The organism is Cupriavidus sp. NPDC089707 (assembly GCF_044748965.1).
Lineage (GTDB): Bacteria > Pseudomonadota > Gammaproteobacteria > Burkholderiales > Burkholderiaceae > Cupriavidus.
Window position 1 is genome coordinate 49085 of sequence record NZ_JBIVHB010000027.1, and the last position, 25084, is coordinate 74168.

Annotated in this window: 21 protein-coding genes; 15 read left to right on the forward strand and 6 right to left on the reverse strand. The window is 68.0% G+C overall.

Annotated features, from left to right (window positions below; translation table 11 throughout):
• Positions 1–216: 216 nt before the first annotated feature.
• From ACIP1U_RS28400 to ACIP1U_RS28420, 5 genes are all read left to right on the forward strand, one after another.
• Entirely contained in the window at positions 217–1173 is a 957-nt protein-coding gene (locus tag ACIP1U_RS28400; RefSeq protein WP_400322252.1) for an ABC transporter permease, read from the forward strand.
• Positions 1173–2099, forward strand: a complete 927-nt coding sequence (locus tag ACIP1U_RS28405; RefSeq protein WP_400322254.1) for an ABC transporter permease — start codon at positions 1173–1175, stop codon at positions 2097–2099. The genes ACIP1U_RS28400 and ACIP1U_RS28405 overlap by 1 nt, the downstream gene beginning before the upstream one ends.
• 65 nt (positions 2100–2164) lie before the next feature.
• Positions 2165–3895, forward strand: coding sequence for an ABC transporter substrate-binding protein (locus ACIP1U_RS28410; protein WP_400322307.1), 1731 nt, complete (start codon positions 2165–2167; stop codon positions 3893–3895).
• A gap of 41 nt (positions 3896–3936) precedes the next feature.
• The gene (locus tag ACIP1U_RS28415) at positions 3937–4914 is read left to right on the forward strand and encodes an ABC transporter ATP-binding protein (RefSeq protein ID WP_400322256.1); all 978 of its coding nucleotides are present in this window, start codon (positions 3937–3939) and stop codon (positions 4912–4914) included.
• Positions 4901–6019 carry an ABC transporter ATP-binding protein gene (locus ACIP1U_RS28420; protein WP_400322258.1) on the forward strand — a complete coding sequence of 373 codons (1119 nt, stop codon included), beginning with the start codon at positions 4901–4903 and terminating at the stop codon, positions 6017–6019. The genes ACIP1U_RS28415 and ACIP1U_RS28420 overlap by 14 nt, the downstream gene beginning before the upstream one ends.
• Positions 6020–6043: 24 nt before the next feature.
• On the opposite strand, the gene ACIP1U_RS28425 is transcribed toward ACIP1U_RS28420, so the two are convergent.
• Both ACIP1U_RS28425 and ACIP1U_RS28430 read right to left on the reverse strand, forming a co-directional pair.
• The gene (locus ACIP1U_RS28425; protein WP_400322260.1) at positions 6044–7276 is read right to left on the reverse strand and encodes a TetR/AcrR family transcriptional regulator; all 1233 of its coding nucleotides are present in this window, start codon (positions 7274–7276) and stop codon (positions 6044–6046) included.
• 148 nt (positions 7277–7424) lie between these two features.
• Positions 7425–8204: a GntR family transcriptional regulator gene (locus tag ACIP1U_RS28430; RefSeq protein WP_400322262.1), complete on the reverse strand. Its 780-nt coding sequence runs from the start codon at positions 8202–8204 to the stop codon at positions 7425–7427.
• A 117-nt stretch (positions 8205–8321) separates the two neighbouring features.
• Between ACIP1U_RS28430 and ACIP1U_RS28435 the strand changes: the two genes are divergently transcribed.
• The 3 genes from ACIP1U_RS28435 (at position 8322) to ACIP1U_RS28445 (ending at position 11570) form a co-directional block, all read left to right on the forward strand.
• Complete coding sequence (locus ACIP1U_RS28435; protein WP_400322264.1) at positions 8322–9104, forward strand: SDR family oxidoreductase; 783 nt, start codon at positions 8322–8324, stop codon at positions 9102–9104.
• A 78-nt stretch (positions 9105–9182) separates the two neighbouring features.
• Positions 9183–10115, forward strand: coding sequence for a 3-keto-5-aminohexanoate cleavage protein (locus ACIP1U_RS28440; protein WP_400322266.1), 933 nt, complete (start codon positions 9183–9185; stop codon positions 10113–10115).
• 147 nt (positions 10116–10262) lie between these two features.
• Positions 10263–11570, forward strand: coding sequence for an MFS transporter (locus tag ACIP1U_RS28445; RefSeq protein ID WP_400322268.1), 1308 nt, complete (start codon positions 10263–10265; stop codon positions 11568–11570).
• Between the two features lie 20 nt (positions 11571–11590).
• On the opposite strand, the gene ACIP1U_RS28450 is transcribed toward ACIP1U_RS28445, so the two are convergent.
• Both ACIP1U_RS28450 and ACIP1U_RS28455 read right to left on the reverse strand, forming a co-directional pair.
• Complete coding sequence (locus tag ACIP1U_RS28450) at positions 11591–15907, reverse strand: AAA family ATPase (RefSeq protein ID WP_400322270.1); 4317 nt, start codon at positions 15905–15907, stop codon at positions 11591–11593.
• The gene (locus ACIP1U_RS28455) at positions 15904–16563 is read right to left on the reverse strand and encodes a response regulator transcription factor (protein ID WP_400322272.1); all 660 of its coding nucleotides are present in this window, start codon (positions 16561–16563) and stop codon (positions 15904–15906) included. The genes ACIP1U_RS28450 and ACIP1U_RS28455 overlap by 4 nt, the downstream gene beginning before the upstream one ends.
• 328 nt (positions 16564–16891) lie before the next feature.
• Between ACIP1U_RS28455 and ACIP1U_RS28460 the strand changes: the two genes are divergently transcribed.
• The 7 genes from ACIP1U_RS28460 to ACIP1U_RS28490 all read left to right on the forward strand — a co-directional run bounded on the left by ACIP1U_RS28460 (position 16892) and on the right by ACIP1U_RS28490 (position 23331).
• The gene (locus tag ACIP1U_RS28460) at positions 16892–17578 is read left to right on the forward strand and encodes a hydrolase (protein WP_400322274.1); all 687 of its coding nucleotides are present in this window, start codon (positions 16892–16894) and stop codon (positions 17576–17578) included.
• 119 nt (positions 17579–17697) lie between these two features.
• On the forward strand, positions 17698–18519 hold the full coding sequence (locus ACIP1U_RS28465; RefSeq protein ID WP_400322276.1) for an alpha/beta fold hydrolase: 822 nt from the start codon (positions 17698–17700) through the stop codon (positions 18517–18519).
• Between the two features lie 89 nt (positions 18520–18608).
• Positions 18609–20474 (forward strand): amidohydrolase, encoded by a 1866-nt coding sequence (locus ACIP1U_RS28470; RefSeq protein ID WP_400322278.1) that lies wholly within the window; start codon positions 18609–18611, stop codon positions 20472–20474.
• 22 nt (positions 20475–20496) lie between these two features.
• On the forward strand, positions 20497–20937 hold the full coding sequence (locus ACIP1U_RS28475; RefSeq protein WP_400322280.1) for a DoxX family protein: 441 nt from the start codon (positions 20497–20499) through the stop codon (positions 20935–20937).
• Between the two features lie 5 nt (positions 20938–20942).
• Entirely contained in the window at positions 20943–22574 is a 1632-nt protein-coding gene (locus ACIP1U_RS28480; RefSeq protein ID WP_400322282.1) for an MFS transporter, read from the forward strand.
• 28 nt (positions 22575–22602) lie between these two features.
• On the forward strand, positions 22603–22881 hold the full coding sequence (locus tag ACIP1U_RS28485) for a XapX domain-containing protein (RefSeq protein ID WP_400322284.1): 279 nt from the start codon (positions 22603–22605) through the stop codon (positions 22879–22881).
• Positions 22882–22917: 36 nt separating this feature from the next.
• Positions 22918–23331: a response regulator transcription factor gene (locus ACIP1U_RS28490; protein WP_400322285.1), complete on the forward strand. Its 414-nt coding sequence runs from the start codon at positions 22918–22920 to the stop codon at positions 23329–23331.
• Here ACIP1U_RS28490 and ACIP1U_RS28495 read toward each other — a convergent pair.
• Entirely contained in the window at positions 23313–24422 is a 1110-nt protein-coding gene (locus tag ACIP1U_RS28495) for an alkene reductase (RefSeq protein WP_400322287.1), read from the reverse strand. The genes ACIP1U_RS28490 and ACIP1U_RS28495 overlap by 19 nt on opposite strands.
• A gap of 7 nt (positions 24423–24429) precedes the next feature.
• Complete coding sequence (locus ACIP1U_RS28500; protein WP_400322289.1) at positions 24430–25062, reverse strand: TetR family transcriptional regulator C-terminal domain-containing protein; 633 nt, start codon at positions 25060–25062, stop codon at positions 24430–24432.
• Positions 25063–25084: the final 22 nt, after the last annotated feature.

Consider the following 25084-nt stretch of genomic DNA (forward strand, 5'->3'; position numbering starts at 1 on the left):
CATCCGCAGGGGCCTGCAGGACATCACGCAACACCGAGGCGGCAACGGACGCCCTGGTTGCGGAGCCACGCGCCCGCACCGGCCCGACCGCCAGCAAGGAGGCAGCATGTCGGCAAGTCCCTGGGCACCCGCGTTCCCCGCATTCCCCGCATTCTCGACAGCGACCGCAACGGCTGGCGGCAGGCCACGTTGCCGGCAGCCGCACGGAGGCCGGCAATGAGCGCCTATCTCCTGCGCCGCCTGCTGGCGCTGCTGCCGACGCTGGTGTTCGCCAGCATCATCGTGTTCGCCATCGTGCGGCTGGTGCCGGGCGACGTGGTCGACCTGATGCTGAGCCAGAACGACATCAGCGCCGATACGCGCACCCGCGAAGACCTGGTCCGCGCGCTCGGCCTTGACCGCCCGATGTGGGAGCAGTACCTGCACTGGGTCGGCAATATCGTGCTGCATGGCGACCTGGGGCAGTCGCTGTGGCAAGGCGAGCCGGTCCTGAGGATGGTGATGGCGCGCATCCCCGCGACCTTCTCGCTGGGCGTGCTGGCCCTGGCCGTGGCGCTGACGGTGGCCCTGCCGATCGGCGTGCTGTCGGCGATCCGCCAGGACACCGCAGCAGACTATGTGGCGCGCTCCTTTTCAATCCTGATGCTGGCGGTGCCCTCATTCTGGCTGGGCACGATGGTGATGGTGTTTCCGTCGGTGTGGTGGGGCTGGTCGCCGGAAGTGCGCTACGTCCCCTTCCTGGAAGACCCCGTGCAGCATGTCAGGCAGATGCTGGTGCCGGCCATCGTGCTCGGCATGGCGCTGTCGGCGATCACCATGCGCATGACGCGGACCATGATGCTGGAGGTGCTGCGCCAGGACTATATCCGCACTGCCTGGGCCAAGGGGCTGAACGAGCCGCTGGTGATCCTGCGGCATGCGCTGCGCAATGCGCTGATCCCGGTGGTGACGCTGATCGGGCTGCAGGCGCCGCTGCTGATCGGCGGCGCCGTGGTGATCGAACAGATCTTCGTCGTGCCGGGCATGGGCTTGCTGCTGCTCGATGCCGTGCACCAGCGCGACTATCCGCTGATCACCGGCATCTTCCTCGTGGTCGGCGTCGCGGTGATGCTGATCAACCTGCTCGTCGACCTGAGCTACGGCCTGTTCGACCCCAAAGTGAGGCACCGCTGATGGCACCCCCTACCGTCGATCCGCAAGCCGCTTCCGCCACGCTGCCTGGCGCCCTGCCCCGCTCTGCCCGGCAACGCCAGCCCCGCTTTGCCCTGCTGCGGCGGCTGTTCCGCGACAAGCCGCTGGGTGCCGCCGGCGCGGTGATCTGCGCGGTGTTCCTGTTCTGCGGCGTGTTCGCCGACTTGCTGGCGCCATATGGCATGAACGAGATCAACATGATGGCGCGGCTGCAGCCGCCCTCGTGGGCGCATCCGTTCGGCACCGACAACCTCGGCCGCGACATGTTCTCGCGCTGCCTGTACGGCGCCCGGCTGTCGGTGGTGATCGGACTGTCGGCGGCGACCCTGGCCACGGCGATCTCGCTGGTGCTCGGCATCCTGACCGGCTACCTGGGCGGCAAGTTCGACCTGGTGGTGCAGCGCATGGTCGACGCCTGGATGAGCTTTCCCGACCTGGTGATCCTGATCGTGGTGGTCTCCGTGCTGGGCCCGGGCAGCTGGCAGATCGTCTGCACGCTCGGCCTGCTGCTTGGCATCGGCGGTTCGCGAATTGTGCGCAGCGCGGTGGTGTCGGTGCGCGAGAACATGTATGTGCATGCGGCGCAGTCGATGGGCGCGTCGACCGGCCGCATCCTGTGGCGCCATATCCTGCCCAACGTGCTGCCGCCGGTGATCGTGCTGTTCACCACGCGCGTGGGGACTGCGATCCTGGCCGAGTCGGGGCTGTCCTTCCTCGGACTTGGCGTGCCGCCGCCGGCACCGACCTGGGGCGGAATGCTGTCGGGCGACGGCCGCACCTTTATGTTCCAGGGCCCCTGGCTGGCGCTGGCGCCTGGCGCCTGCCTGACGATCGTGGTCTATGCGATCAACGTGTACGGCGATGCGCTGCGCGACCTGCTCGACCCGCGCATGCGGGGCAGCCGCTGAGAACAGCAGATTGACGAGCGGCCGGCATGACGAGCCGGCACATCTTGACCCCCAAGGAGCAGACGATGGTGCGCAGCGTGAAGACGGACGGCAGGACGACGAGGCGGGCTTCCCTGACGGTGGCGATGGCGGCGACGGCAATGGCCGCGGCCCTCGCCTGCGGCACGGCAGCCGCCCAGGCGGAAGCGCCGAAGTATGGCGGCACCATCGAAGTCGGCTCGGTCTACCCTACCATCTCCGCCTTGTCGTGGGACCTGGGCGACTGGAACTGGAAGCAGAACTACGACACCGGCCAGGTCTATGAGCAGCTCTTCGCCGCCGATCTGTCCAAGGCCCGCCGCAACGGCGGCAAGTACGCCTTCCAGGCCGACGCCTGGCTGCCCGAGGATGCCATCCGCGGCGAGCTTGCCGAAAGCTGGAAATGGACCGACCCGCTCACGCTCGAAGTCAAGCTGCGCAAGAACGTGCGCTTCCCGGCCAAGCCGGGCGTGATGGAAGAGCGAGAGCTGACCGCGGAGGACGTGGTGTTCAGCTACAGCCGCCAGAGCGCCAGCGCCAAGAAAATCCCCACCTATTTCGACCACCTGAGCAAGGTCGAGGCGGTGGACAAGCACACCGTCGTGTTCCGCTTCAAGGAATTCAATGCGGAATGGGACTACCGCTTCGGCTGGGGCTACTACTCCGGCATCATGCCCAAGGAGGTTGCCACCGCGGGCGCCGCGAACTGGAAGAACGTCACCGGCTCCGGCCCGTTCACGCTGAGCCAGTTCGTGCAAGGCAATTCCAGCACGTATGCGAAGAACGCGCAGTACTGGGACACCGAGAAGATCGGCGGCAAGGACTATAAGCTGCCCTTTGCCGACAAGGTTGTGCTGCGCACCGTCAAGGACGAGGCCACCCGCAACACCATGCTGCGCACCGGCAAGCTCGACGTGCTGGAAATGGTGCGCTGGACCGCCGTCGATGAGCTGAAGAAGAGCGCGCCGCAGCTCAAGTGGTCCCGCTGGCTCTCCTACACCGGGCAGTACCTGGCCCTGCGCGTTGACGCCAAGCCGTTCAACGATATCCGCGTGCGCCGCGCGCTGAACATGGCGGTCAACAAGCAGGAGATCGTCAAGCAGTACTACGGCGGCAATGCGGAACTGTTCGCCTATCCCCAGCACCCGGACTACACCGGCTACTTCGAGCCGCTGAGCGCGATGCCGGAATCGGTCAAGGAGCTGTTCACCTACAACCCGGAGAAGGCGAAGAAGCTGCTGGCCGAGGCAGGCTACCCGAAGGGCTTCAAGTTCAAGGTGCAGGTCTGCGCCTGCAGCCAGGACCATATGGAAATGCTGCCGCTGATCGGCGCCTACCTGGAGCAGGTCGGCGTGCGCATCGAGATCCAGCCGATGGAGTACGGCGCCTTCCTGTCGGCGATGACGACCAAGACCAATGCGCCGGGCTACATGATGAACAACGGCCATACCAACCCGACCACGACGATCCGCAAGAGCTTCGTCGCGGGACAGGTGTGGAACGCCTCGCAGTGGAACGATCCCAAGTTCGATGCCCGCGTCAACCAGGCCTTCCAGATGCGCGACCTGGGCAAGCGCCAGGAAGCGCTGCGTGCCATGACCCGCGACATCCTGGCCGAAGCGCCGTATATCTGGTTGCCGACGCCCTACCTGTTCACCGCGTGGTGGCCGTGGGTCAAGAACTATGACGGCGAGTTGCGTGCGGGCGCCGTGCGCAACGGGCCCATCTATGCCAGGGCATGGATCGACCAGGAGATGAAGAAGAAGTTCGGCTTCTGATTTCCCCACCGCCAACCCGCACTGTCGACAGGAATGCAAGCATGACAGACCCAATCCTGCAGGTAAAAAACCTGACCACGCGCTTCCGCACCGACCGCGGCGTGGTCACCGCGGTGGACCGGGTCTCGTTCGACGTGGCCGCCGGCGAGACGCTGGCGATCGTCGGCGAGTCGGGTTCGGGCAAGAGCGTGACCGCGCTGTCGATCCTCGGCCTGATCCCGCAGCCGCCCGGCGTGATCGAGTCCGGCGAGATCCGCTTCGAAGGACAGGACCTGCTCAAGCTCAAGCCGGCGGCCATGCGCGCCATCCGCGGCAACCGCATCGCGATGGTGTTCCAGGAGCCGATGTCGTCGATGAACCCGGCGCTGACGGTGGGCAAGCAGATCGCCGAGCCGATCCGCGTGCACCAGGGCCGCGCCTGGCGCGACGCCTACGAAGAGGCCGCGGATCTGCTGGCGCAGGTGCAGATCCCGGAGCCGCGCAGCCGCGTCCATGCCTATCCGCACCAGTTTTCGGGCGGCATGCGGCAGCGCGCGATGATCGCGATGGCGCTGGCCTGCAAGCCGAAGCTGATCATCGCCGACGAACCGACCACCGCGCTCGATGTCACCGTGCAGGCCCAGATCCTGGACCTGCTGAAGGGGCTGGCGCAGAAGGCCGGGACGGCCCTGATCCTGATCACGCATGACCTTGGCGTGGTGGCGCGCTATGCAGACCGCGTCGCGGTGATGTACGGCGGGCGGCTGGTGGAGGCGGCGACCGCGGACGAACTGTACCGCCATCCCGCGCACCCCTACACGCGCGGCCTGATGGCGTGCGTGCCGCGCCTGGACGGCGACACCAGCCAGCCGCTGGTCCCGATCGACGGCCAGCCGCCCGACCTGACCGCGCTGGGGCCGGGCTGTGCTTTCCTGCCGCGCTGCCGGCTGGCGCAGGACCGGTGCCGGCAGGCGCCGCCCGAACTGCGCGCGGTTTCCGACCAACACCTCAAGGCTTGCTTCCTCCATGACGCCCATTGATACGCCCCTGGCGCGCAGCGTCGCGCCGCCTGAGCGCACGGATCGCACGGATCGCACGGATCGCACGCATGCCAGCGCAAGCGCCGAGGCGCCGGCCAATTGCGAACCGCGCCAACCGCTCCAATCCGACAACGTGATCCTGAAGGTCGAAGACCTGAAGGTCCATTTCCCCGTGACGCGCGGCGTGCTGCTCAAGCGCCAGGTCGGCTCGGTCAAGGCGGTCGATGGCGTCTCGTTCACGCTGCGCCGCGGCGAGACGCTGGGGCTGGTGGGCGAAAGCGGCTGCGGCAAGTCCACCACCGGCCTGGCCATCATGAAGATGCTGCCCGCCAGCGCGGGCCGCATCGCCTTCGACGGTGAGGACCTCGCCGGCTTCAGCGGCGCGCGCGAAAAACGCTTCCGCCGCAGCGTGCAGATGGTCTACCAGGATCCGTTCGCGTCGCTGAACCCGCGCATGAAGGTGCGCGACATCATCGCCGAGCCGTTGCTGGTCCACGGCCTGGCCGGCGATCGTGCCGCGCTGCAGGCGCGCGTGGCCGAACTGCTCGACATGGTCGGCCTGCTGCCCTACATGGCCGACCGCTACCCGCACGAATTCTCGGGCGGCCAGCGGCAGCGCATCGGCATCGCGCGCGCGCTGGCGTTGAAACCAAGCCTGATGGTCTGCGACGAGCCGGTGTCGGCGCTGGACGTGTCGATCCAGGCGCAGGTGGTCAATGTGTTCATGGCGCTGCAACGCAGCCTGGGCCTGTCCTACCTGTTCATCGCCCATGACCTGGCGGTGGTGCGCCATATCAGCGACCGCATCGCGGTCATGTACCTGGGCCGCATCGTCGAGATCGCCAGCCGGCACCAGCTCTACGCCGAGCCGCGCCACCCGTACACGCGTGCGCTGCTGTCCGCAGTGCCGGTGGCCGACGTGCGCGCCGAACGCCAGCGCCAGCGCATCGTGCTGCAGGGCGAAGTCCCCAGCCCGATGCATCCGCCCTCGGGCTGCCGCTTCCATACGCGCTGCCCTTCGGCAATGCCCCAGTGCCGCAGCGCCGACCCGGTGCTGCGCGACCACGGCGACGGGCAGATGGTGGCCTGCCACCTTTACGGCTGACAGGAAGCCCTCGACAAACCCGGCTCAGCGCAGGAGGCCCATCATCATGGGCCGCACGAACAGCTCGGCGGCGTTATCCGAGGTGGCGTCGCGGACCCAGCGGCGCAGCTCGACCGCGGCGTTGATCATGCCGTGCACCTGCAGCGCGGCGATCGACTGGTCCAGCGGCCGGATCGAGCCGTCCTGCATGCCCTGCACCAGAAAACGGACAAAGCGCGTGGACAGCCGCGCCATGTCCTGCATCTTGCCGACGCGCATCTCTTCCGGCAGCGCGCCGTAGATGGTCAGCCGCAGCAGCGGCCCCTGGCTGGAGAACTGGTAATGCACCAGCGCGCGCGACACCGCGCACAGCTTGTCCCAGCCGGTGCCGGCCATGTCGTCGACCAGCGTCTGCGTGTCCCGGATCACCGCCGACATGCGGTCAAAGCATGCGGAGATCAGGTCGTCCTTGTTCTCGTTGTGGTGGTAGAACGCGCCCTTGGTCAGGTTCAGGCGGGCCGAGATCCGGTCCGCCGAGGCGCCACGGTAGCCCTGCTCGTTCAGCAGCTCGGTCGCGGCGCGCAGGAACGCCTGCTGGGTCGTTTCCGGCTGGCCCAGCGTCGGCAGCAGCGCTCCGACATCGAGCCGCGGCTGCCACGCGGTGCCAGGCGCGGCGATGCCGTTGAGCACGATGTCCGCCAGCGTCTGCGCGACCTTGGGATAGTCCGCCGGTTCGTAGCGCTCGATCCAGCTCATCGCGCCGCTGGTCAGCGAAAGCAGCAAGTGGGCCCGCGCGCTCAGCGCGCTGCGTTGTGCCGGGTCGGCGGGCGTGGCATCGCGCAATAGTCCACGGATTTGCCGGAACATGTCGTTGTAGGCGGAGAAGGCCACGTCGGCATGGCTGGCCGGCAGCGCGCGGATCTCGCGGAAACTCATCAGCTCCGGCCGCTCGCCTGCCGCGGTGCGAGCCAGCCGCGCGACGAACAGCGTGATGAAGGCGGCAACACGCTCGCCGGCGCTGCCGTGCTGTGAAGCCGCGCCAGCCAGGCCGCGCATTTCTGCGATGGTGCGCATCAGGCAGGCCAGCACAAGGTCTTCTTTCTTGCGGAAGTAATACGTGATGCTGTTGGTGTTCAACCCCACCAGCTGGCCGACGTCGGACAGCGTCGTGCCGCGCACGCCCTTGCGGTTGAACAGTGCCGCGGCGGCATCGAGAATGCCTTCGCGCTTTTCGACATAACGGCGGGTCTGCCTGGCTTCCGACTGGTCCGTGAGCATGAGCGGTCCGGTTGCGTGGTGTGCGAACCGGTTTTTCGAAGATACGGTGCCAGGGATTATAGGCGCGGGTATAGCGTATTGCCCGCGAGAGATGTCGGGATGTTCCCGCTTTGCCGCACGTACCGTATTGTTGAAGCGCCCGGGACGGCTACGAAGCTGTCCTCGGCCTCGCCCTGGATGTCCGCTGCACCGGCGCCGGCATGGCCGCGGCAGGCTCGATGCCGTCCGCATTGACCAGCACGCCCGCCGACACGATGTAGGCCGCCGCGCTCTCGATATCGCCGCGCAGCGCCGCGCAGGCCGCGTCGCTGTCATGCCGGCGCAGGGCCTCGACCAGCATGTCGTGATGCTTGACCGCGACGCGCTCTTCCACGCGGCGCGATCCGGAGCGCAGGTCGTGGTTGAGGATCGGCCCGATGCGCAGCCACTGCGACTCGATCATCTGCAGCAGGATCGGCATCCGCGCCGCCGCATAGACGGCAAAGTGGAACGCCTGGTTGGCGGCGATGACCGCCGCGCCGTCGGGCCTGGCCTTCGACATCTCCGCCGCAAACCGGCTGCGCAGCGACTCGACCTGCGATAGTTCGGCGTCGGTGATGCGCTCCGCGGCGGTGGCAGTCGCCAACCCCTCCAGCTGCACCCGGATCTTGGTGATTTCCTCGAACTGGCTGACGTTCATCCGCGGCACGCGCAGCGCCCGGTTGGGCGTCAGTTCCAGCGCCTGCTCGGCGACCAGGCGGTGCACCGCCTCGCGCACCGGCATCACGCTCACGCCGAGCGCTGCCGCGATATTGCGCAGCGAGATCTGCTCCCCCGGCATCATCTGGCCGGTGATCAGCAGTTCCCGCAGCTGCGTGTAGACGTCACGGCTCAGCGTCTGGCGGGTCAGCGGCGTTACGAGTTCGTTCAAGGGCATACGGCGAAGCATACCACATAGGGTAATCCGCTATATGCGATCTGTGATCACAGTCTTAATCTTGCTTCCGAAGGCAGGTGTTCGCCTGTCGCATGAACTTGTCAGCACGTAAGCAAGGAGAGCGGAAGCATGTGGAAAGATGAATCGCTGGCGGGCAAACGCGTCCTGGTGACCGCCGGCGCGGACGGAATCGGCCTGGCAATCACGCGGGCATTCGTTGAAGCCGGCGCCCGCGTCGCGGTATGTGACGTCTCGGGCGCGAGCCTGGAGCGGCTTGCGTCGGAACTGCCCGGCGTGCTGGCGGTCAAGGCCGATGTGTCCCGCGAAGACGATGTCGAGGCGCTGTTCCGCGCGATCGACGCGGGGCTGGGCGGCCTTGATGTGCTGGTCAACAACGCCGGGGTCGCCGGCCCCACCGGCGGCGTCGAAACGTTGTCGCTGGCCGACTGGGAACGCTGCCTCGCCGTCAACATCACCGGCCAGTTTCTGTGCACCCGCGCCGCGGTGCCGCGTCTGCGCCAGGGGCACGCGCCGGCGATCGTCAACCTGTCGTCGGCGGCCGGCCATCTCGGCATGCCCGGCCGCTCCGCGTACTCCGCATCGAAATGGGCCGTGGTGGGCTTCACCAAGTCGCTGGCGCTGGAGCTGGGCGCGGATGGCATCCGGGTCAACACGGTGCTGCCAGGTGCGGTCGACGGTCCGCGTATCCGCGCGGTCATTGCCGCCAAGGCGGAGTCGCTAGGCAAGCCGCTCGACGAAGTCACGCGCAACTACACGTCGCAGGCAGCGCTGGGCCGCATGGTGACGATGCGCGATATCGCCAACATGGTGCGCTTCGCGTGCAGCGACCAGGCGGCCAACGTACACGGCCAGGAACTGGTCGTCGACGGACTGACCCAGGCCCTCAGCTAACACGCCCTGCCCTGCCCTCCCCGGGCCGGCGGATGTCCGCGGCCCGCATTCCCGACAACGCCAGACAAAGGAACCACCATGGCCAAGCGAGCCAAAGCCATCATCACCTGCGCGCCGACCGGCGCCATCCACACCCCGAGCATGTCGCCGCATCTGCCGGTGACCGCCGACGAAATCGCACAGGCCGCCATCGACGCCGCGCGTGCCGGCGCCGCCATCCTGCACCTGCATGCGCGCGATCCCAAGGACGGGCGCCCGTCGCAAGACCCCGAGCTGTTCCGCCCCTTCCTCGCCAGAATCAGCGCCGAGACCAATGCGGTGATCAACATCACCACCGGCGGCAGCCCGCACATGACGGTGGAGGAACGGATGCTGCCGGCCACGACCTTCAAGCCGGAGCTGGCCTCGCTCAACATGGGCTCGATGAACTTCGGCCTGTTCCCCATGCTGGAGCGCTTCAAGGACCTGCGCCATGACTGGGAGCGCGAGCACCTGGAGAACAGCCGCAACCTGATCTTCAAGAACACCTACCAGGATATCGAGAACATCCTGCGCATCGGCGATGCCAACGGCACGCGCTTCGAGTTCGAGTGCTATGACATCAGCCACCTGTACAATCTGCGGCACTTCTTCGACCGCGGCCTGGTCAAGGGCCCCGTCTTCATCCAGTCCGTGTTCGGGATCCTGGGCGGCATCGGGCCCGATCCCGAAGACCTGATGCACATGCACCGCACCGCGCAGCGCCTGTTCGGCGACCAGTTCCGCTGGTCGATCCTCGGCGCCGGCCGCGGCCAGATCCCGCTGGCGACGATCGGCGCGGCGATGGGGGCCAACGTGCGCGTCGGCCTGGAAGACTCCCTGTGGATCGGCCCGGGCCAGCTGGCGGCATCGAGCGCCGAGCAGGTCACGCGCATCCGCACCGTGCTTGAAGCGCTGAACATCGACGTGGCCACGCCGGACGAAGCCCGCGACATCCTCGACCTCAAGGGCGCTGCAGGCACCGCGTTCTGAACGCCGGCGGGGCCGCAACGGGCCGGCCCCCGCCATCATCGAATTCCGTCATTCACTGACGGGCACCGAAACCAATCAACCAGGCAGAACGGCAGCTGCGCGGCCCGCGAGGCGCAGCGCCGTATCCGCCCACCGGAGACCACGTTCATGCAGACCGTACCCGCCCCCGGCGCGCCATCGCTGGCCGCGCCGACAGACCGCCCGCTGACCGGGCTGCTGTTCCGCAAGCTCATGCCCTTGCTGGTGCTGTCGTATGTGATCAGCTTCCTCGATCGCACCAATATTGCGCTGGCCAAGACCCATATCGCCGTCGACCTGAACATCTCGGCGGCCGCCTATGGCCTCGGCGCGGGCCTGTTCTTCCTGAGCTATGCACTGCTCGAAGTTCCGAGCAATCTGATCATGCATCGGGTCGGGGCGCGCTTCTGGATCACCCGCATCATGATCACGTGGGGCCTGCTGTCCGCGGCGATGGCCTTTGTCCAGGGCGAGACGTCGTTCTACATCATGCGGGTGCTTCTCGGGGCGGCTGAAGCAGGCCTGTTCCCGGGCGTGATGCTGTACCTGACCTACTGGTTCGGCCGCGAGGACCGTGCGCGGGCGGTCGGCTATTTTCTGCTGGGCGTCTGCATCGCCAATATCGTGAGCGGCCCGCTTGGCGGTGCCCTGTTGGGCATGGACGGCATCTGGGGCTTCAAGGGCTGGCAATGGATGTTCGTGCTGGAAGGCCTGCCTGCCGTGTTCCTGGCCGCGGTGGTGTGGAAGAAGCTGCCCGACGGCCCGGAAAGCGCGCCGTGGCTGACGCCGGCGCAGGCGCAGCAGGTCCGGCGCCAGTTGGCCGCCGAGGCCGCAGACGGCAGTGCCGGCACGGGCGGCCACTCGTTCCTGGGCGCCGTCCGCGATCCGCAGGTCTGGCTGGCGATCTTCATCTACTTCTGCCACCAGATCGCGATCTATACGGTGATCTTCTTCCTGCCTGGCATCATCGGCACGTACGGCAAGCTCACGCCGCTGGAAATCGGGCTGCTCAACTCGCTGCCGTGGATTGCCGCAGCCGTCGGCGCCGCCTTGCTCCCGCGCCACGCCAACACCCCGCAGCGCGGACGCCGCCTGCTGTGCCTGGGCCTGGTCGTGATGGCGGCAGGCCTGCTGGTCGCGGCGTTATCGGGCCCGGTGTTGGCGCTGGTCGGCTTCTCGATGACAGCGCTGATGTTCTTCGTGGTGCAGTCGATCGTGTTCCTGTTCCCGTCGTCGCGGCTGACGGGCGTGGCGCTGGCGGGCGGGCTGGCACTGATCAATACCTGCGGCCTGGTCGGCGGCTTTATCGGGCCGTCGACGATGGGCCTGATCGAGCAGGCGACCGGCAGCACGCGCAACGGGCTGGTGATCATGGCCGTGCTGCTGCTGGTGGCGTGCGCAGTGGCGCCGCGGCTGCGCCAGGGGCAGGAGCACTGAGCCTGCAGCGCGCGGGCCCTTCAGGGCTCGTGCGCTGCAGCCGGTGCCGCCGGCTGGAACACCGGCAGCCGGAACAGGAACTCGCTGCCGCCACTGCGGCGGCGCCTGGCCACCAGCGTACCGCCGTGCGCCTCGACGATCGAGCGGCAGATCGCAAGCCCCATCCCCATGCCGTCGTCCTTGGTGGTGAAGAAGGCATCGAAGACCCGCGGCAGCACGTCTTCGGCAATGCCGCTCCCGTGATCCTGCACGCTGACGACCACCTCCTCCTGCTCGCGGTATGAAGCCACCAGCAGCTCGCGCTGCTCGACCGGCGTGCCGGCCATGGCGTCGAGCGCATTGGTGACGAGGTTGAGCACCACTTGCTGGAGCTGCACGCGGTCCGCTTCGACCTGCGTGGCGCCGGCGGCCAGACGGGTCACGGCCCTGACGTTGTGCGTGTCCAGTTCGGGCCGCACCATCACCAGCACCTCGCGCAGGACCTCGTCAGGCGACAGCGGCGCGAGCACTGCAGGCGCCTGCCGCGCCAGCGCGCGCAACGCACGCACGATGTCGGCGGCGCGCAGCGCATGCTGGCGGATAAAGGCAAAGCCCTCCAGCGCCTCGCCAAGTTCGGGCTGCGGCCGCTTCAGCCAGCGAACGCTGGCATCGACGGTCGCGACAATGGCCGTCAGCGGCTGGTTGACTTCATGGCCGATCGAGGCTGCCAGCGTTCCCATCACGGTCAGGTGCGAGGTGCGGGCCAGTTCGGCGCGCGCATCGCGCAGGCTGATCTCGGCGGCCACGCGGCGGTTGTTCTCGCCGATCAGCTGCTCGTACAGCCGCGCCGTTTCCAGCGAGATCGCGACCTGCGGCGCCAGCATTTCCAGTTCTGCGACGTGGTTCGCGCCGAACACGCCCGGGGCGTTGTTGTTCTCCAGGTAAACCGCGCCGATCAGGCTGTGTCCACGCACCAGCGGCAGGCACAGTACCGAGCGCACCCTGCTGTCGATGGCCGCCTTGGTGCGGATTGACGGCGCGTCGACCATGGCGTCGGCGAGCACCAGCGTCTGGCGCGTGCGCAGCACGCTGTTGAGCACCGCCAGCGGCAGCGCGTGCTCGGTAGGCGGCGCCGAGCCAAGTGCCACCGTCACCTTGCCGTCGAGCACGCGGCCCGAGGCCTCGATCATCGGCTCTCCGTCCCGCATCAGCACCAGCAGCCCGTAGCGGGCACCTGCGTGCAGGATCATGGTGCTCAGCAGGCTTTCGACCAGGCGATCCATCACGATCTCACTGGACAGTGCGCGCGCCGCCTGCCTGCCGAGTTCCCAGCCGGCGACCGGTGCAGCGGACGGCGTGTCGCCGGCCGCAGGCGTGTCGAGTTGCGGATACTGCACGGCCAGCAGCGTCGCCTTGTGTTCGGCGCCCCAGCGCTGGTAGCACGCGCGCGCCAGCGCGAGGTGCTGCCGGGCCGCGGTATGCAGGCCGTGCCGGGCACACAGCATGCCGGCCAGTTCATGCGCCAGCGCCTGCTCATGCACGAAGCCCGCCGCGGCTGCCGCCTCGGCCGACTGCTCATGGCAGGCCAGCGCGCGCAGCGGATCGCCTTCCGCCTGTGCCAGCGCGGCATCGACCAGCAACAGCTTGTTGCGGAACGTCAGGGGGTTGAGCGCTGCCCAACGCGCGAAGCAGGCGCGGTGCGCCGCGATGTCGGCGGCCGCCTGCGGAGCCTGCGCGTGCGCCAGCGCAAGGCTGAGGAACAGGCGGCAGTCGGCCACGTTGATATGCGCCGGCGCGGACCAGATCAGCGTCTCGGCCTGGCGCAGGCTGTGCACCGCCTGCGCCCATTGCCCCAGGAACACCGCGGCCATGCCGTCGTACAGGTAGATCCAGAAGCGGGTCGGCAGTGAGTTGCTGCGTGCCAGGCGCTGCGCGGCGGTCCCGCAGTGCGCGGCTTCCTCTTGCCACCCGCTGCTTTCGCCGCCCTCGCCGCCCTCGCCCTCGCTGTCGCCCACGCGCAGCCGCTGCACGAAATGCAGCTGCGAATGCAGGATCAGCTCGATGTCCCGGTACTGGACCTGGCGCGTCAGCGTCAGGCCGCGCGCGAGCTCTTCCGCTACCAGGCACAGCTGCTCGCCCATGACCAGCAGGTCGGACGCGATATGGTTGCAGGCATAGCAGGCCATGCCGATGTCGCCGGAGGCGCGCCCCAGCGTCACGGCTTGTTGCGCGTGGCCCAGCGCATACGAGAGCGGACGCGTCCAGGCGCTGACCTGGTCCACGGCGACCAGCGTGGCGATGCGTCCGGCTTCATAGCCATGGTGGTCGATCAGGGCCATCGCCGCCTGCCCGTACGCGAGCCCGTCCTCGTACGCCTCGTACAGGCTGGCGACAAATACGCCAAACCATGACAGGCCATAAGGAGACTCCGGCGTGGCGCCATGATCGAGTGTCAGCTCGACCATCTTGGCCACATGCAGGAAGCTGATGCCATCGCGCACGAACAGCGAAGAAATCAGCGTTGACAGCAGCCCCATCACGGCATGGATGCGTGGATCTCCAGTGGCTGGCAATGACGCCAGGCTGGCAATCTGGCGCGCGCCCAGCGCGGCACGCACGGCGCCATAGGCGTCGCGCATGCGCTGCGCCGACGGGGCGCGCTCCAGGTGGACATCGAGCAGCGCCAGCCCGGACAATGCGGCGTTGATCGCGCCTTCGTAGTCCGAGCGCACGGTCTGCAGGCTGGCGCGGAGACGGTACACGGCGGCCTGGTCGAGCGCGCTTTGCGCGCGCGCCAGCAGTGCGTCGATCCCGTCCGAGGCGGCGTCGAGCCGGGCCTGCGCCAGCAGGCATTCGCAACGCAGCAGGTTGGCGGCGTAAGCCAGGCCATAGTGCGCTTCCCACCAATCCGGCTGCATCAGCGCCTGGGCCGTGTCCATGTAGTGCAGCGCCTGGCCGATCGCGCCGGAGCGCCACGCGCGCCGCCCCGCCACCAGCAGCACTTCGACGAAGGCCACCCGCTGCGGCATCGGCAACGCCTGGCTGGCCCGGACGGCCACGCGCTCGATCTGGTTGCAGATCTCGAACGCATGGTCCGCCAGCTCGCTGCGCCAGTGGTCGATCATGATCTGCGCGATACGCGCGTGCTCGGCGGGACGTGCGTGCGGCTCGATCATCGAATACGCGGATTCGAGCACGCGGTCATGCTGGAACGCGTAGCCGCACGGCGCCTGAACCAGCAAGCCAGCCTCGACCAACGGTTGCAGCTGGCTGGCCAACTGTGCGGCGCTGACGCCGGCCACGCGGGCCAGCAGGCCGGCATCGCCGCGCAGCCCCACGCAGGCCAGTTGCTGCAGCAGTTCGGTCCCGGCGCGCGGCAGCCTGGCAAAGCGGCGGATCATCAGGTCGACGACGGTGCCGGTGTAATGCTGGTCGCCGACCTCGGCGGCATGCCAGTCCCAACCGGTGCCGCCGGCCTGCCTGGTCAGTACGCCGTCGTCGACGAGCGTGCGCAGCAACTGGTAGGAAAAGAACGGGTTGCCCGCGGTCCTGTGGTGCACGGCGTGCGCCAGCGCCGCGATACGCGCGGGCGGCTCATCGAGCGCGGCCCCGACCAGCTCCGCCAGATCATCGGGGGCCAGCGGCCTGACGGGGATGCGCGTGACCGCCAGCGCGCCGCCCCGGTTGGCATGCAGCAGCCACGAGAAGCGCCGCTCGACGTCCTGGCCGTGGTCCCGGTACGCGGCGATCAGCAGGATGCCGCCCGGACGCTGCACCGTGAAGGCTTCGAGCAAGGCGATGGTGAACGTGTCGGCCCACTGCAGGTCGTCGAAGAACAGCACCAGCGGCAGGCCCGGCGCGGCAAAGGCAGAAAAAGTGGCCAGCAGCGCGCTGTGCGCGCGGGCCTGCGCCTGCTGCGCCGGCACGTTGGCCAGCGGCGCCGTGCGGCCCAGCAACTGCGCGGCCTCGGGCACCAGTTCGGCCACCACCCTGCCCTGGCCCGCCAGCATGCCCAGCCAGCGCTCGCGCAGCGCCGCCAGCGTGGCGGGCGGCGCATCCAGCAACCCAAGCGTGAGCGCGAGGATGGCCTGCGCCACTGGCGCATAGGGAATATCGAGCTGGAGCTGGTCGCTCTTGCCGGCGGCAAAGCGGGCGGCGGTCTGCGCCGCGGCCTGGCGCGAGAAGGCGTTGGCCAGCGCGGACTTGCCGGTGCCGGCGGCGCCGGCGAGCAACACCAGCTCGGACTTGCCGCTAAGGCACACACGCCCCAGCGCGTCGGTCAGCAGCGCCATCTCGCGGGCGCGCCCCACCAGGCGCGCCGGGACTTGCAGCGCCGGGGGCGCCGGCTTGTCCGTCACTGACCGACCTGGCAGAGGCCGAGCTGCTGTGCCATCAGCACCAGCTCGGCAAAGGTGCGCGCCTTCATCTTGCGCATGGCCTGCCCGCGATGGATCTTGACCGTCACCTCGCTGATGCCGATTTCAGCCGCGATCTGCTTGTTCAGCAGGCCGGACACCGCCAGGCCCATGACTTCGGCCTCGCGCGGCGAAAGGGTCTCGTAGCTGGCGCGCAATGCGTCGGCCTTGCGCGCGCCTTCGCGGCGCAGGCGGTCCTTGGCCAGCGCGGCGCTGACCGCGTCGAGCAGGTCCTGCTCGCGGTACGGCTTGGGAATGAAGTCCACGGCGCCCGCCTTCATCGCGGCCACGCTCATCGCGATGTCGCCGTAGCCCGTCATGAAAATGATGGGCAGCGGCACGCCCATGCGGGCCAGCCGGCCCTGCAGATCCAGGCCGCTGGGGCCGCGCAGCCTGACGTCGAGCACCAGGCAGCACGGCGTATCCGGCAGTGGAAAGGCGAGCAGCTCGGCGGCGGACTCGAACAGTACCGCGCTCAGGCCAACCGAGCGGAACAGGTTGCCGAGCGCATGGTGCACGCCGGCATCGTCGTCGACGACCAGTACGGTCGCGTCATCGCAGGCACTGTCGTCGGCAGGCTCCAGGCTTTGGGATGTCACGGTCTGATCTCCAGTGCACGCGTGCGGGGCAGCACGAGCAGCGGATTATAACCAGCAGGCCGCGATCGGCAACGACCGCCATTTCGGCACAGGGGAGATGTACAGGTCACTCATACCATTGTGTTAGTCCGGCGCGCGCCGCTGCCGTAACGCTCGCCCACTTCCGCAGCAATCGCGCCGGGCCGACTAATACCAACATGCAATGGCGAGTCCTGTGGTTGCCGCCTAGTCTTCATATCCGGGCCGCGCTGCCGTGCCTTGCCGTTCCATATGCCGGCGGCCGCCGTCCGCCTGCGCTCAACCCCCCTTGTCCCGAGGATCCGACACCATGTCCAACCCGAAGCTCGAAGTCCTGACCCCGCAAAACAGCCAGCTGATCATCATCGACCACCAGCCGCAGATGGCCTTCGGGGTGCAGTCGATGGACCGGCAGGCCATGAAGAACAACGTCATCGGTCTGGCCAAGGCCGCAAAGATCTTCAATATCCCGACCACCATCACCACGGTCGAAAGCGAATCGTTTTCCGGCTACACCTATCCCGAGCTGCTCGACGTGTTCCCCGACCAGAAAACGCTGGAGCGCACCTCGATGAACTCGTGGGACGACCAGAAGGTCCGCGACGCGCTCAAGGCCAATGGCCGCAACAAGGTGATCGTCGCCGGCCTGTGGACCGAGGTCTGCAATACCACCTTCGCGCTGTGCGCGATGCTGGAAGGCAACTACGAAATCTACATGGTGGCCGATGCCTCCGGCGGCACCAGCAAGGAAGCGCACGACTACGCCATGCAGCGCATGGTCCAGGCCGGCGCGGTGCCGGTGACCTGGCAGCAGGTCTTGCTGGAATGGCAGCGCGACTGGGCCCACCGCGACACGTATGACGCCGTGATGAAACTGGTCAAGGAACATTCCGGCGCCTATGGCATGGGGGTCGACTACGCTTACACGATGGTGCACAAGGCGCCGCAGCGCACCGCCACGACGCACGAGTCGGTGGCGCCGGTGCCGGCGCGCTGATCCCGGCATCCGGCAAATCCCATGGCTTGCGCGCGGCGACCACGGCGGCGCGCAAGCCTGCCTGCCAGGCACCGGCAAGGTGCCTTCTTCGATTTCCTGCTTTCCGGAGGGCCTGATCGATGAAAACCATCACCACCCAAGACGGCACCCGCATCTTCTACAAGGACTGGGGCGCGGGCCAGCCGGTCGTGTTCTCGCATGGCTGGCCGCTGCACGCCGATGCATGGGACGCGCAGATGCTGTTTCTCGCGCGCCAGGGCTTCCGCGTGATCGCCCATGACCGCCGCGGCCACGGCCGCTCGGACCAGCCCGCGCAGGGCAACGACATGGACACCTACGCTGACGACCTCGCCGCGCTGATCGAAGCGCTGGACCTGCGCGACGCGGTGCTGGTCGGGCACTCCACCGGCGGCGGCGAGGTGGCGCACTACATCGGCCGTCACGGCACCAAACGCGTGGCCAAGGCGGTGCTGATCGGTGCGGTGCCGCCGCTGATGCTGAAGACCGACGCCAACCCGGGTGGGCTGCCGCTGGACGTGTTCGACGGCATCCGCAAGGGCGTGGCCGACAACCGCTCGCAGTTCTACCAGGACCTGGCGGTGCCGTTCTTCGGCTTCAACCGTCCTGGCGCCAAGGTCTCGCAGGGCACCGTCGATGCCTTCTGGGCGCAAGGCATGGCCGGCGGCATCGTCGGACAGTACGCCTGCATCCGCGAATTCTCGGAGGTCGACTACACCGAAGACCTGAAGAGGATCGACGTGCCCACGCTGATCCTGCACGGCGACGACGACCAGATCGTGCCGATCGACGCCTCGGCCCGGCGCGCAGCCGAGCTGGTCAAGGGCGCGACGCTCAAGGTCTACCCCGGCGCCTCGCACGGCATGTGCGTGGTCAACGCCGACCAGGTCAATGCCGACCTGCTTGCTTTCCTGAGGGGCTGAGCAGGATGTCACGAGGTCGCGTTACCCGCCGGCAATTCATTGGCACCGCGGCCGCGCTCGGCGCGGCCGTTTCCCCGGAGATCTTCGGCATGCAACCCAGCACCGCACCCAGCCTCATTCTCGTCAACGGCAAGTTCACCACGCTCGACAAGGCCAACCCGCAGGCGGACGCCGTGGCCATCCGCGACGGGCGCTTCGTCGCCGTCGGCACGCGGCAGGACGTGATGAAGCTGGCCGGTGCGCAGACGCAGGTCGTGGACCTGAACGGCCGTCGGGGCATCCCCGGGCTGATCGACAGCCACATGCACATCATCCGCGGCGGCCTGAACTACAACATGGAACTGCGCTGGGACGGCGTGCGCTCGCTGGCCGATGCCATGCGCATGCTCAAGGATCAGGTCGCGCGCACGCCGGCACCGCAATGGGTGCGCGTGGTCGGCGGCTTCACCGAACACCAGTTCGCCGAGAAGCGGCTGCCGACCATCGACGAACTGAACGCGGTGGCGCCCGATACCCCGGTATTCATCCTGCACCTGTACGACCGCGCCATCCTCAATGGCGCGGCGCTGCGCGCGGTCGGGTATACCAAAGACACGCCCAACCCGCCGGGCGGCGAGATCGCGCGCGATGCGCGCGGCAGCCCCACCGGGCTGCTGCTGGCCAAGCCGAACGCCACCATCCTGTACGCGACGCTGGCCAAGGGCCCCAAGCTGCCGCCCGAATACCAGAAGAACTCGACGCGCCATTTCATGCGCGAGGTCAACCGGCTGGGCGTGACCGGCGTGATCGATGCGGGCGGCGGGTACCAGAACTATCCCGAGGACTACAGCATCGTCGAGGAGCTGCACAAGGGAGGACAGCTGACGGTGCGGCTCGCGTACAACCTGTTTACGCAGAAGCCCAAGGAAGAACTGAACGACTTCAGGACCTGGACCGCCAAGGTCAGGCCGGGCCAGGGCGACGACATCTACCGCCACAACGGCGCCGGCGAGATGCTGGTCTACACCGCGGCCGACTTCGAGGACTTCCGCGTCGAGCGCCCCGACATGGCGCCGTCAATGGAGGCCGACCTGGAGCCAGTGATCCGGCTGCTCGCGGAGAAGCGCTGGCCGTGGCGGCTGCATGCCACCTACGACCAGACCATCTCCCGTGCGCTCGATGTCTATGAAAAGGTCGCCAGGGACATCCCGTTCAGCGGCCTGAACTGGTTCTTCGACCATGCCGAGACCATTTCCGACCGCAATATCGACCGCATCGCCGCGCTCGGCGGCGGCATCGCCGTGCAGCACCGCATGGCCTACCAGGGCGAATACTTCGTCGAGCGCTATGGCGCACGCGCCGCCGAGGCGACGCCGCCGGTCAAGAAGATGCTGGAAAAAGGCGTCAAGGTCGGCGCCGGCACTGATGCCACGCGCGTGGCCTCGTACAACCCGTGGGTGTCGCTGTATTGGCTCACCACCGGCAAGACCGTGGGCGGCATGGCGATGTACCCGCAAGCCAACCTGCTCGATCGAGAGACCGCCCTGCGGCTGTGGACCGAGGCCAACACGTGGTTCTCCTCTGAGGTCGGCAAGAAGGGCCAGATCAAGGCGGGCCAGCTCGCGGACCTGGCAGTGCTGTCGGCGGATTATTTCAGCGTGCCCGGCGACGAGATCCAGGACATCACCTCGGTGCTGACCATCCTGGGCGGCAAGGTGGTCTATGGCGACTCCGACTTCAGCAAGCTGTCGCCGGCGCTGCCTCCCCCGATGCCGGACTGGTCGCCGGTGCGCCACGTGGGCGGCTACCAGCCGCGGCCGGAAGCACGCAAGCTGGCGCTGAACACAGCGTGCGGGTGCGCGAGTTCGTGCGGCGTCCATGGCCATGCGCACGCCAGGGCCTGGACCGCTGGCGTGCCGACCTCGGACGAGAGCACGTTCTGGGGCGCGCTGGGCTGCTCATGCTGGGCTTTCTGACCGCAGCCAGCGGAGACCGGCCATGCCTGAACCGATGACTTCCGTTCCCCTGGCGCCCATCGGCGCCGCCGGCCTGCCGCGCTGGATGCGTTGGGTTGCCTTGCTCCTGCTGTGCGCGGCCTACCTGCAGGGCGGCCTGTTCAAACTGGCCGACTTTCCCGGCGCGGTGGCCGAGATGCGGCACTTCGGGCTGAATCCGCCGGTGCCGATGGCAGTCGCCATCATCGTGCTGGAGCTGGGCGCCTGCGCCATGATCCTGCTTGGCTGGCGGCGCTGGCTGGGCGCGCTGGCGCTGGCGGCATTCACGGTCGGCGCGACCTTCATCGCCAACCGCTTCTGGGACGTCCCGCCAGAAGCCCGCTTCATGATGACCAACGCGTTCTTCGAGCACCTGGGCCTGGCCGGCGGCTTCCTGCTGGTGGCCTGGCAGGACCTGCGCGAGCGCGCAACACGGCACGGCTGAGCAAGATGGCGGAGCAAGCAACGGACTCCCCTCCCCGCCCCGCCGACGGCGGCACCTTTGCGCCGCTGGCGCAGGCAACGTTTGCCGTGCTGTGGGCGGCCACCATCCTCGGCAATGTCGGCAGCTTCATGCGCGACGTGGCCAGTGCCTGGCTGGCCACCGACCTGTCGTCGTCGCCGGCCGCGGTCGCCACGATCCAGGCCGCGGCGACATTGCCGGTGTTCCTGCTGGCGATCCCCGCCGGCGTGCTGTCCGACATCCTCGACCGGCGCCGCTTCCTGATCGCGATCCAGGTCGGCCTGGCGCTGGTCAGCGGCACGCTGATGATGCTGGCCTGGCGCAACGCGCTGACGATCGAGATCCTGATCGGCATGGCTTTCCTGGGCGGCATCGGCGCGGCGCTGATGGGGCCGACGTGGCAATCGATCGTGCCCGAGCTGGTGCCGCAGCACGAACTCAGGCGGGCGGTCGCGCTCAACTCGCTGGGCGTCAACATCGCCCGCGCGATCGGACCGGCCGCGGGCGGCCTGCTGCTGGCGGCGTTCGGCGCGGCCGTCACGTATGGCATGGACTTGCTCAGCTATGTCTTCGTGGTCGCCGCGCTGCTGTGGTGGAAACGCCCGGCGCGCGCCGCCGACCCGCTGCGCGAGCATTTCCTGGGCGCGTTCCGCGCCGGGCTGCGCTTTACCCGCGCCCATAGCAAGCTGCATGTGGTGCTGGCCCGGGCGGCGGTGTACTTTGCCTTCGGCAGCAGCATCTGGGCGCTGTTGCCGCTGGTGGCCAGGCAACTGCTGAAAGGCGGCGCCAGCCTCTATGGCGTGATGCTGGGCGCGGTCGGGCTGGGCGCGATCGTCGGTGCACTGGTCATGCCGCGGCTGCAGCGGCGGCTGGACGCCGACGGGCTGATGCTGCTGTCTGCCTGCACTACCGCGGTGGTGATGGCCGGGCTGTGCGTGGCGCCGCCAGTCTGGATCGCACTGTTGCTGCTGCTGTTCCTGGGCGCGGCATGGATCATTGCGCTGACAACGCTGGGCGGCGTGGCGCAGGCGATTCTCCCCAACTGGGTGCGCGGCCGCGCGCTGGCGGTCTACCAGATGGTGTTCAACGGCGCGATGGCGGCGGGCAGCCTGTTGTGGGGCTTTGTCGCGCAGGCGCTGAGCACGCCCGGCGGGCTGCTGGTGGCGGCGATTGGCATGCTGACGGCAGCGCTGCTGCTGCACCGGCTGCGCCTGCCCCGCGGTGAAGAGGACCTGGGGCCGGCACGGCACTGGCCCGAACCCGAAGGCGCCGCCGATATCGCGCATGACCGCGGCCCGGTCATGATCCTGATCGAGTACTGCGTGCGCGCGCCAGACCGCGACGCGTTCCTGCGCGCGGTCCACCAGCTTTCCGAGGAACGGCTGCGTGACGGCGCCTTCAACTGGGGCGTGATGGAGGACCCGGCCGACCCCGAGTTGCTGACAGAGTGGTTCCTGGTCGAATCGTGGGCCGAGCATTTGCGCCAGCACGAGCGCGTGCCTCATGCGGATGCCGATCTGCAGCGCGAGGTCACCCGCTTCCATGTCGGCGACAAGCCGCCGCGCGTGCGGCACCTGCTCGGCGTCGGGTTGCCGCCGGCCCCCGCGGCTCGCCACTGATCCTGCATATGTTATTGGAGGCTTTCCGATGAAGCTCTACCTTGTCTCCCTCGGCGCCGGCATCCTTGTCGGCATCATCTACGCGCTGATGCAGGTCCGCTCGCCGGCGCCGCCGGTGGTGGCCCTGATCGGCCTGCTCGGCATGCTGATCGGCGAACAGGTGGTGCCGCCGATCAAGCGCCTGCTCGCCGGCGAGCCGGTCACCATTGCATGGTTCCACTCGGAATGCGTGCCCAAGATCACCGGCGCCCCGGGTCCCACGCTGAACGCCGCCAGCAAGACGCCCGCGGACGACGCTACGCACTGACCGGCTCCGGTCACGCGCCCGGCTCAGAGATCCCATGTGAAGGCCACGCCGGTCATTGCCATCGTCGACGACGACGCTGCCGTGAGGCATGCCATCGGCGGGCTGGTGCGCGCCTCAGGCATGGCGGTGGAGCTGTACGCGGGTGGGCCGGCACTGCTGCAGTCGTCGTCGGTCGACGGCATCGACTGCGTGATCACGGATCTGCAGATGCCCGGCATGAACGGCTTCGCGCTGTGTGAAGCGCTGCGTGCGCGCGGCTTGCGCATGCCAGTCATTTTCATGACGGCGTTCGACCTGCGGGACTTCGCGCAACGCGCGCGTGACGCGGGCGCGGCTTGCTTTCTCGGCAAGCCGTTCAGCGATACCGATGTGCTCCGGTGCATCGAGCGTGCGCTGGCGATGCACCGGGGGCCATCACGCCCCGGCCAGGGTCAGGCCAGCGCCGGATAGTCGATGTATCCGTGCGCGCCGCTTCCGCCGTAAAGCGAAGCGTCCTCGAACGGCTTGTTCAGCGGCTGGTTCTCGCGGAAGCGGCGCGGCAGGTCGGGATTGGTGATCATCTTGCGGCCGAACGACACCATGTCGGCGCGGCCGCCGCGGATGGCTTCCTCGGCCATTTCCTTCGAGTAGCCGTTATTGACCATCCAGACGCCGCTGTACAGGCGGTGCAGCGCTTCATAGTCGAACGGCACGTTGTCGCGCGGGCCGCCGGTGTGGCCTTCCACGACATGGATATACACCGGGTGCAGTTTTTCCAGTTCGCGCACGACATGCTCGAACAGCGGCTTCGGGTTGCTTTCCAGCGCGTCGTTGACCGGCGACACCGGCGCCAGGCGCACGCCGACATGGTCGGCGCCGATCTCCTCGATCACCGCGGCCATGACTTCGAGCAGGAAGCGCGCGCGGTTCTCGATGCTGCCGCCGTAGGCGTCGGTGCGCTTGTTGGTGCCGTCGCGCAGGAAGGCGTCGAGCAGGTAGCCGTGGGCGCCGTGCACTTCAACACCGTCGAAGCCAGCGCGGATGGCGTTGGCCGCTGCGGTGCGGAAGTCATCGACGACGCCGGCAATCTCGTCCACCTCCAGCGCACGCGGCAGCGAGCATTCGACGTAGCCCTGGCCGTTGATATAGGTCTTGGCGTTGGCCGCGATGGGCGATGGTGCCACCGGCGCCTGGTTGTCCGGCTGGAAATGCGTGTGCGACATGCGTCCGGTGTGCCAGATCTGCAGGAAGATCCTGCCGCCCTTCGCGTGCACCGCGTCGGTCACCTGCTTCCATGCGGCGATCTGCTCCGGCGTATAGACGCCCGGCGTATTGGTGTAGCCCTGAGCCGTGGTCGAGACCTGCGTGGCCTCGGCGATGATCAGGCCCACGCTGGCGCGCTGGCTGTAGTACTCGACCACCATGTCCGTCGGCACCAGGTCGTCGTCGGCGCGGCTGCGCGTGAGCGGCGCCATGGCCATGCGGTTGGCGAGTTCAAGCTTGCCCAGCCTGACCGGCTGGAACAGCGCATCGGCGAGAAAGGCTTCGTTCTGTGCACCCATGAATGGCTTACTCCGAGGTTGGTGATTGGCCGTCCGCTGCGGCGGCCGGCTGGAACAGGTGGTTGAACATCAGGTCGACGCTGCGACGCAGCGGCTCGACCGAGCGTTCGAGTTTCATGCGCAGCAAGGCGCCTTCCCAGGTATCCCAGGCCAGGCCGGACAGTTCGGCGGCCGCGATATCGGTGCGGATGGCGCGGTCCGCCTGGGCTTCGGCGATCATCCCGGCCAGGCGCTCGCGCCAGGCCAGTTGTGCCGCCTGCAGCGCAGCACGGCAGGTCTCGCTGGACGAGGCGATTTCCGCGGCGAAATTGCCGACCAGGCAGCCGGCCCGCTCCGTCCTGGCTTCGTGGTGAGCAATCATCTGGTCGAAGACGTAGCGGATCGCCGCCATCGGCCGCGGCGGCGCCGCTTCCATCATGGCTTCCCAGGACCGCTGCAGGTACGCCGCGTACTGCGCGATGATCGCTGCGGCGAACGTTTCCTTGCTGTCGAAATGGTTGTAGAACGACCCCTTCGGCACGCCGGCATGGTCGGTGATCTGCTGGATGCCGGTGGCGTTATAGCCGTGGCGCGAAAAGAGTTCGCGCCCTGCCTTCGTCAGGCGGTTCGGAATGTCGGTCTTGTCTGCGGTGCGGGCCATGGCTTGAATAATATGACCAGTC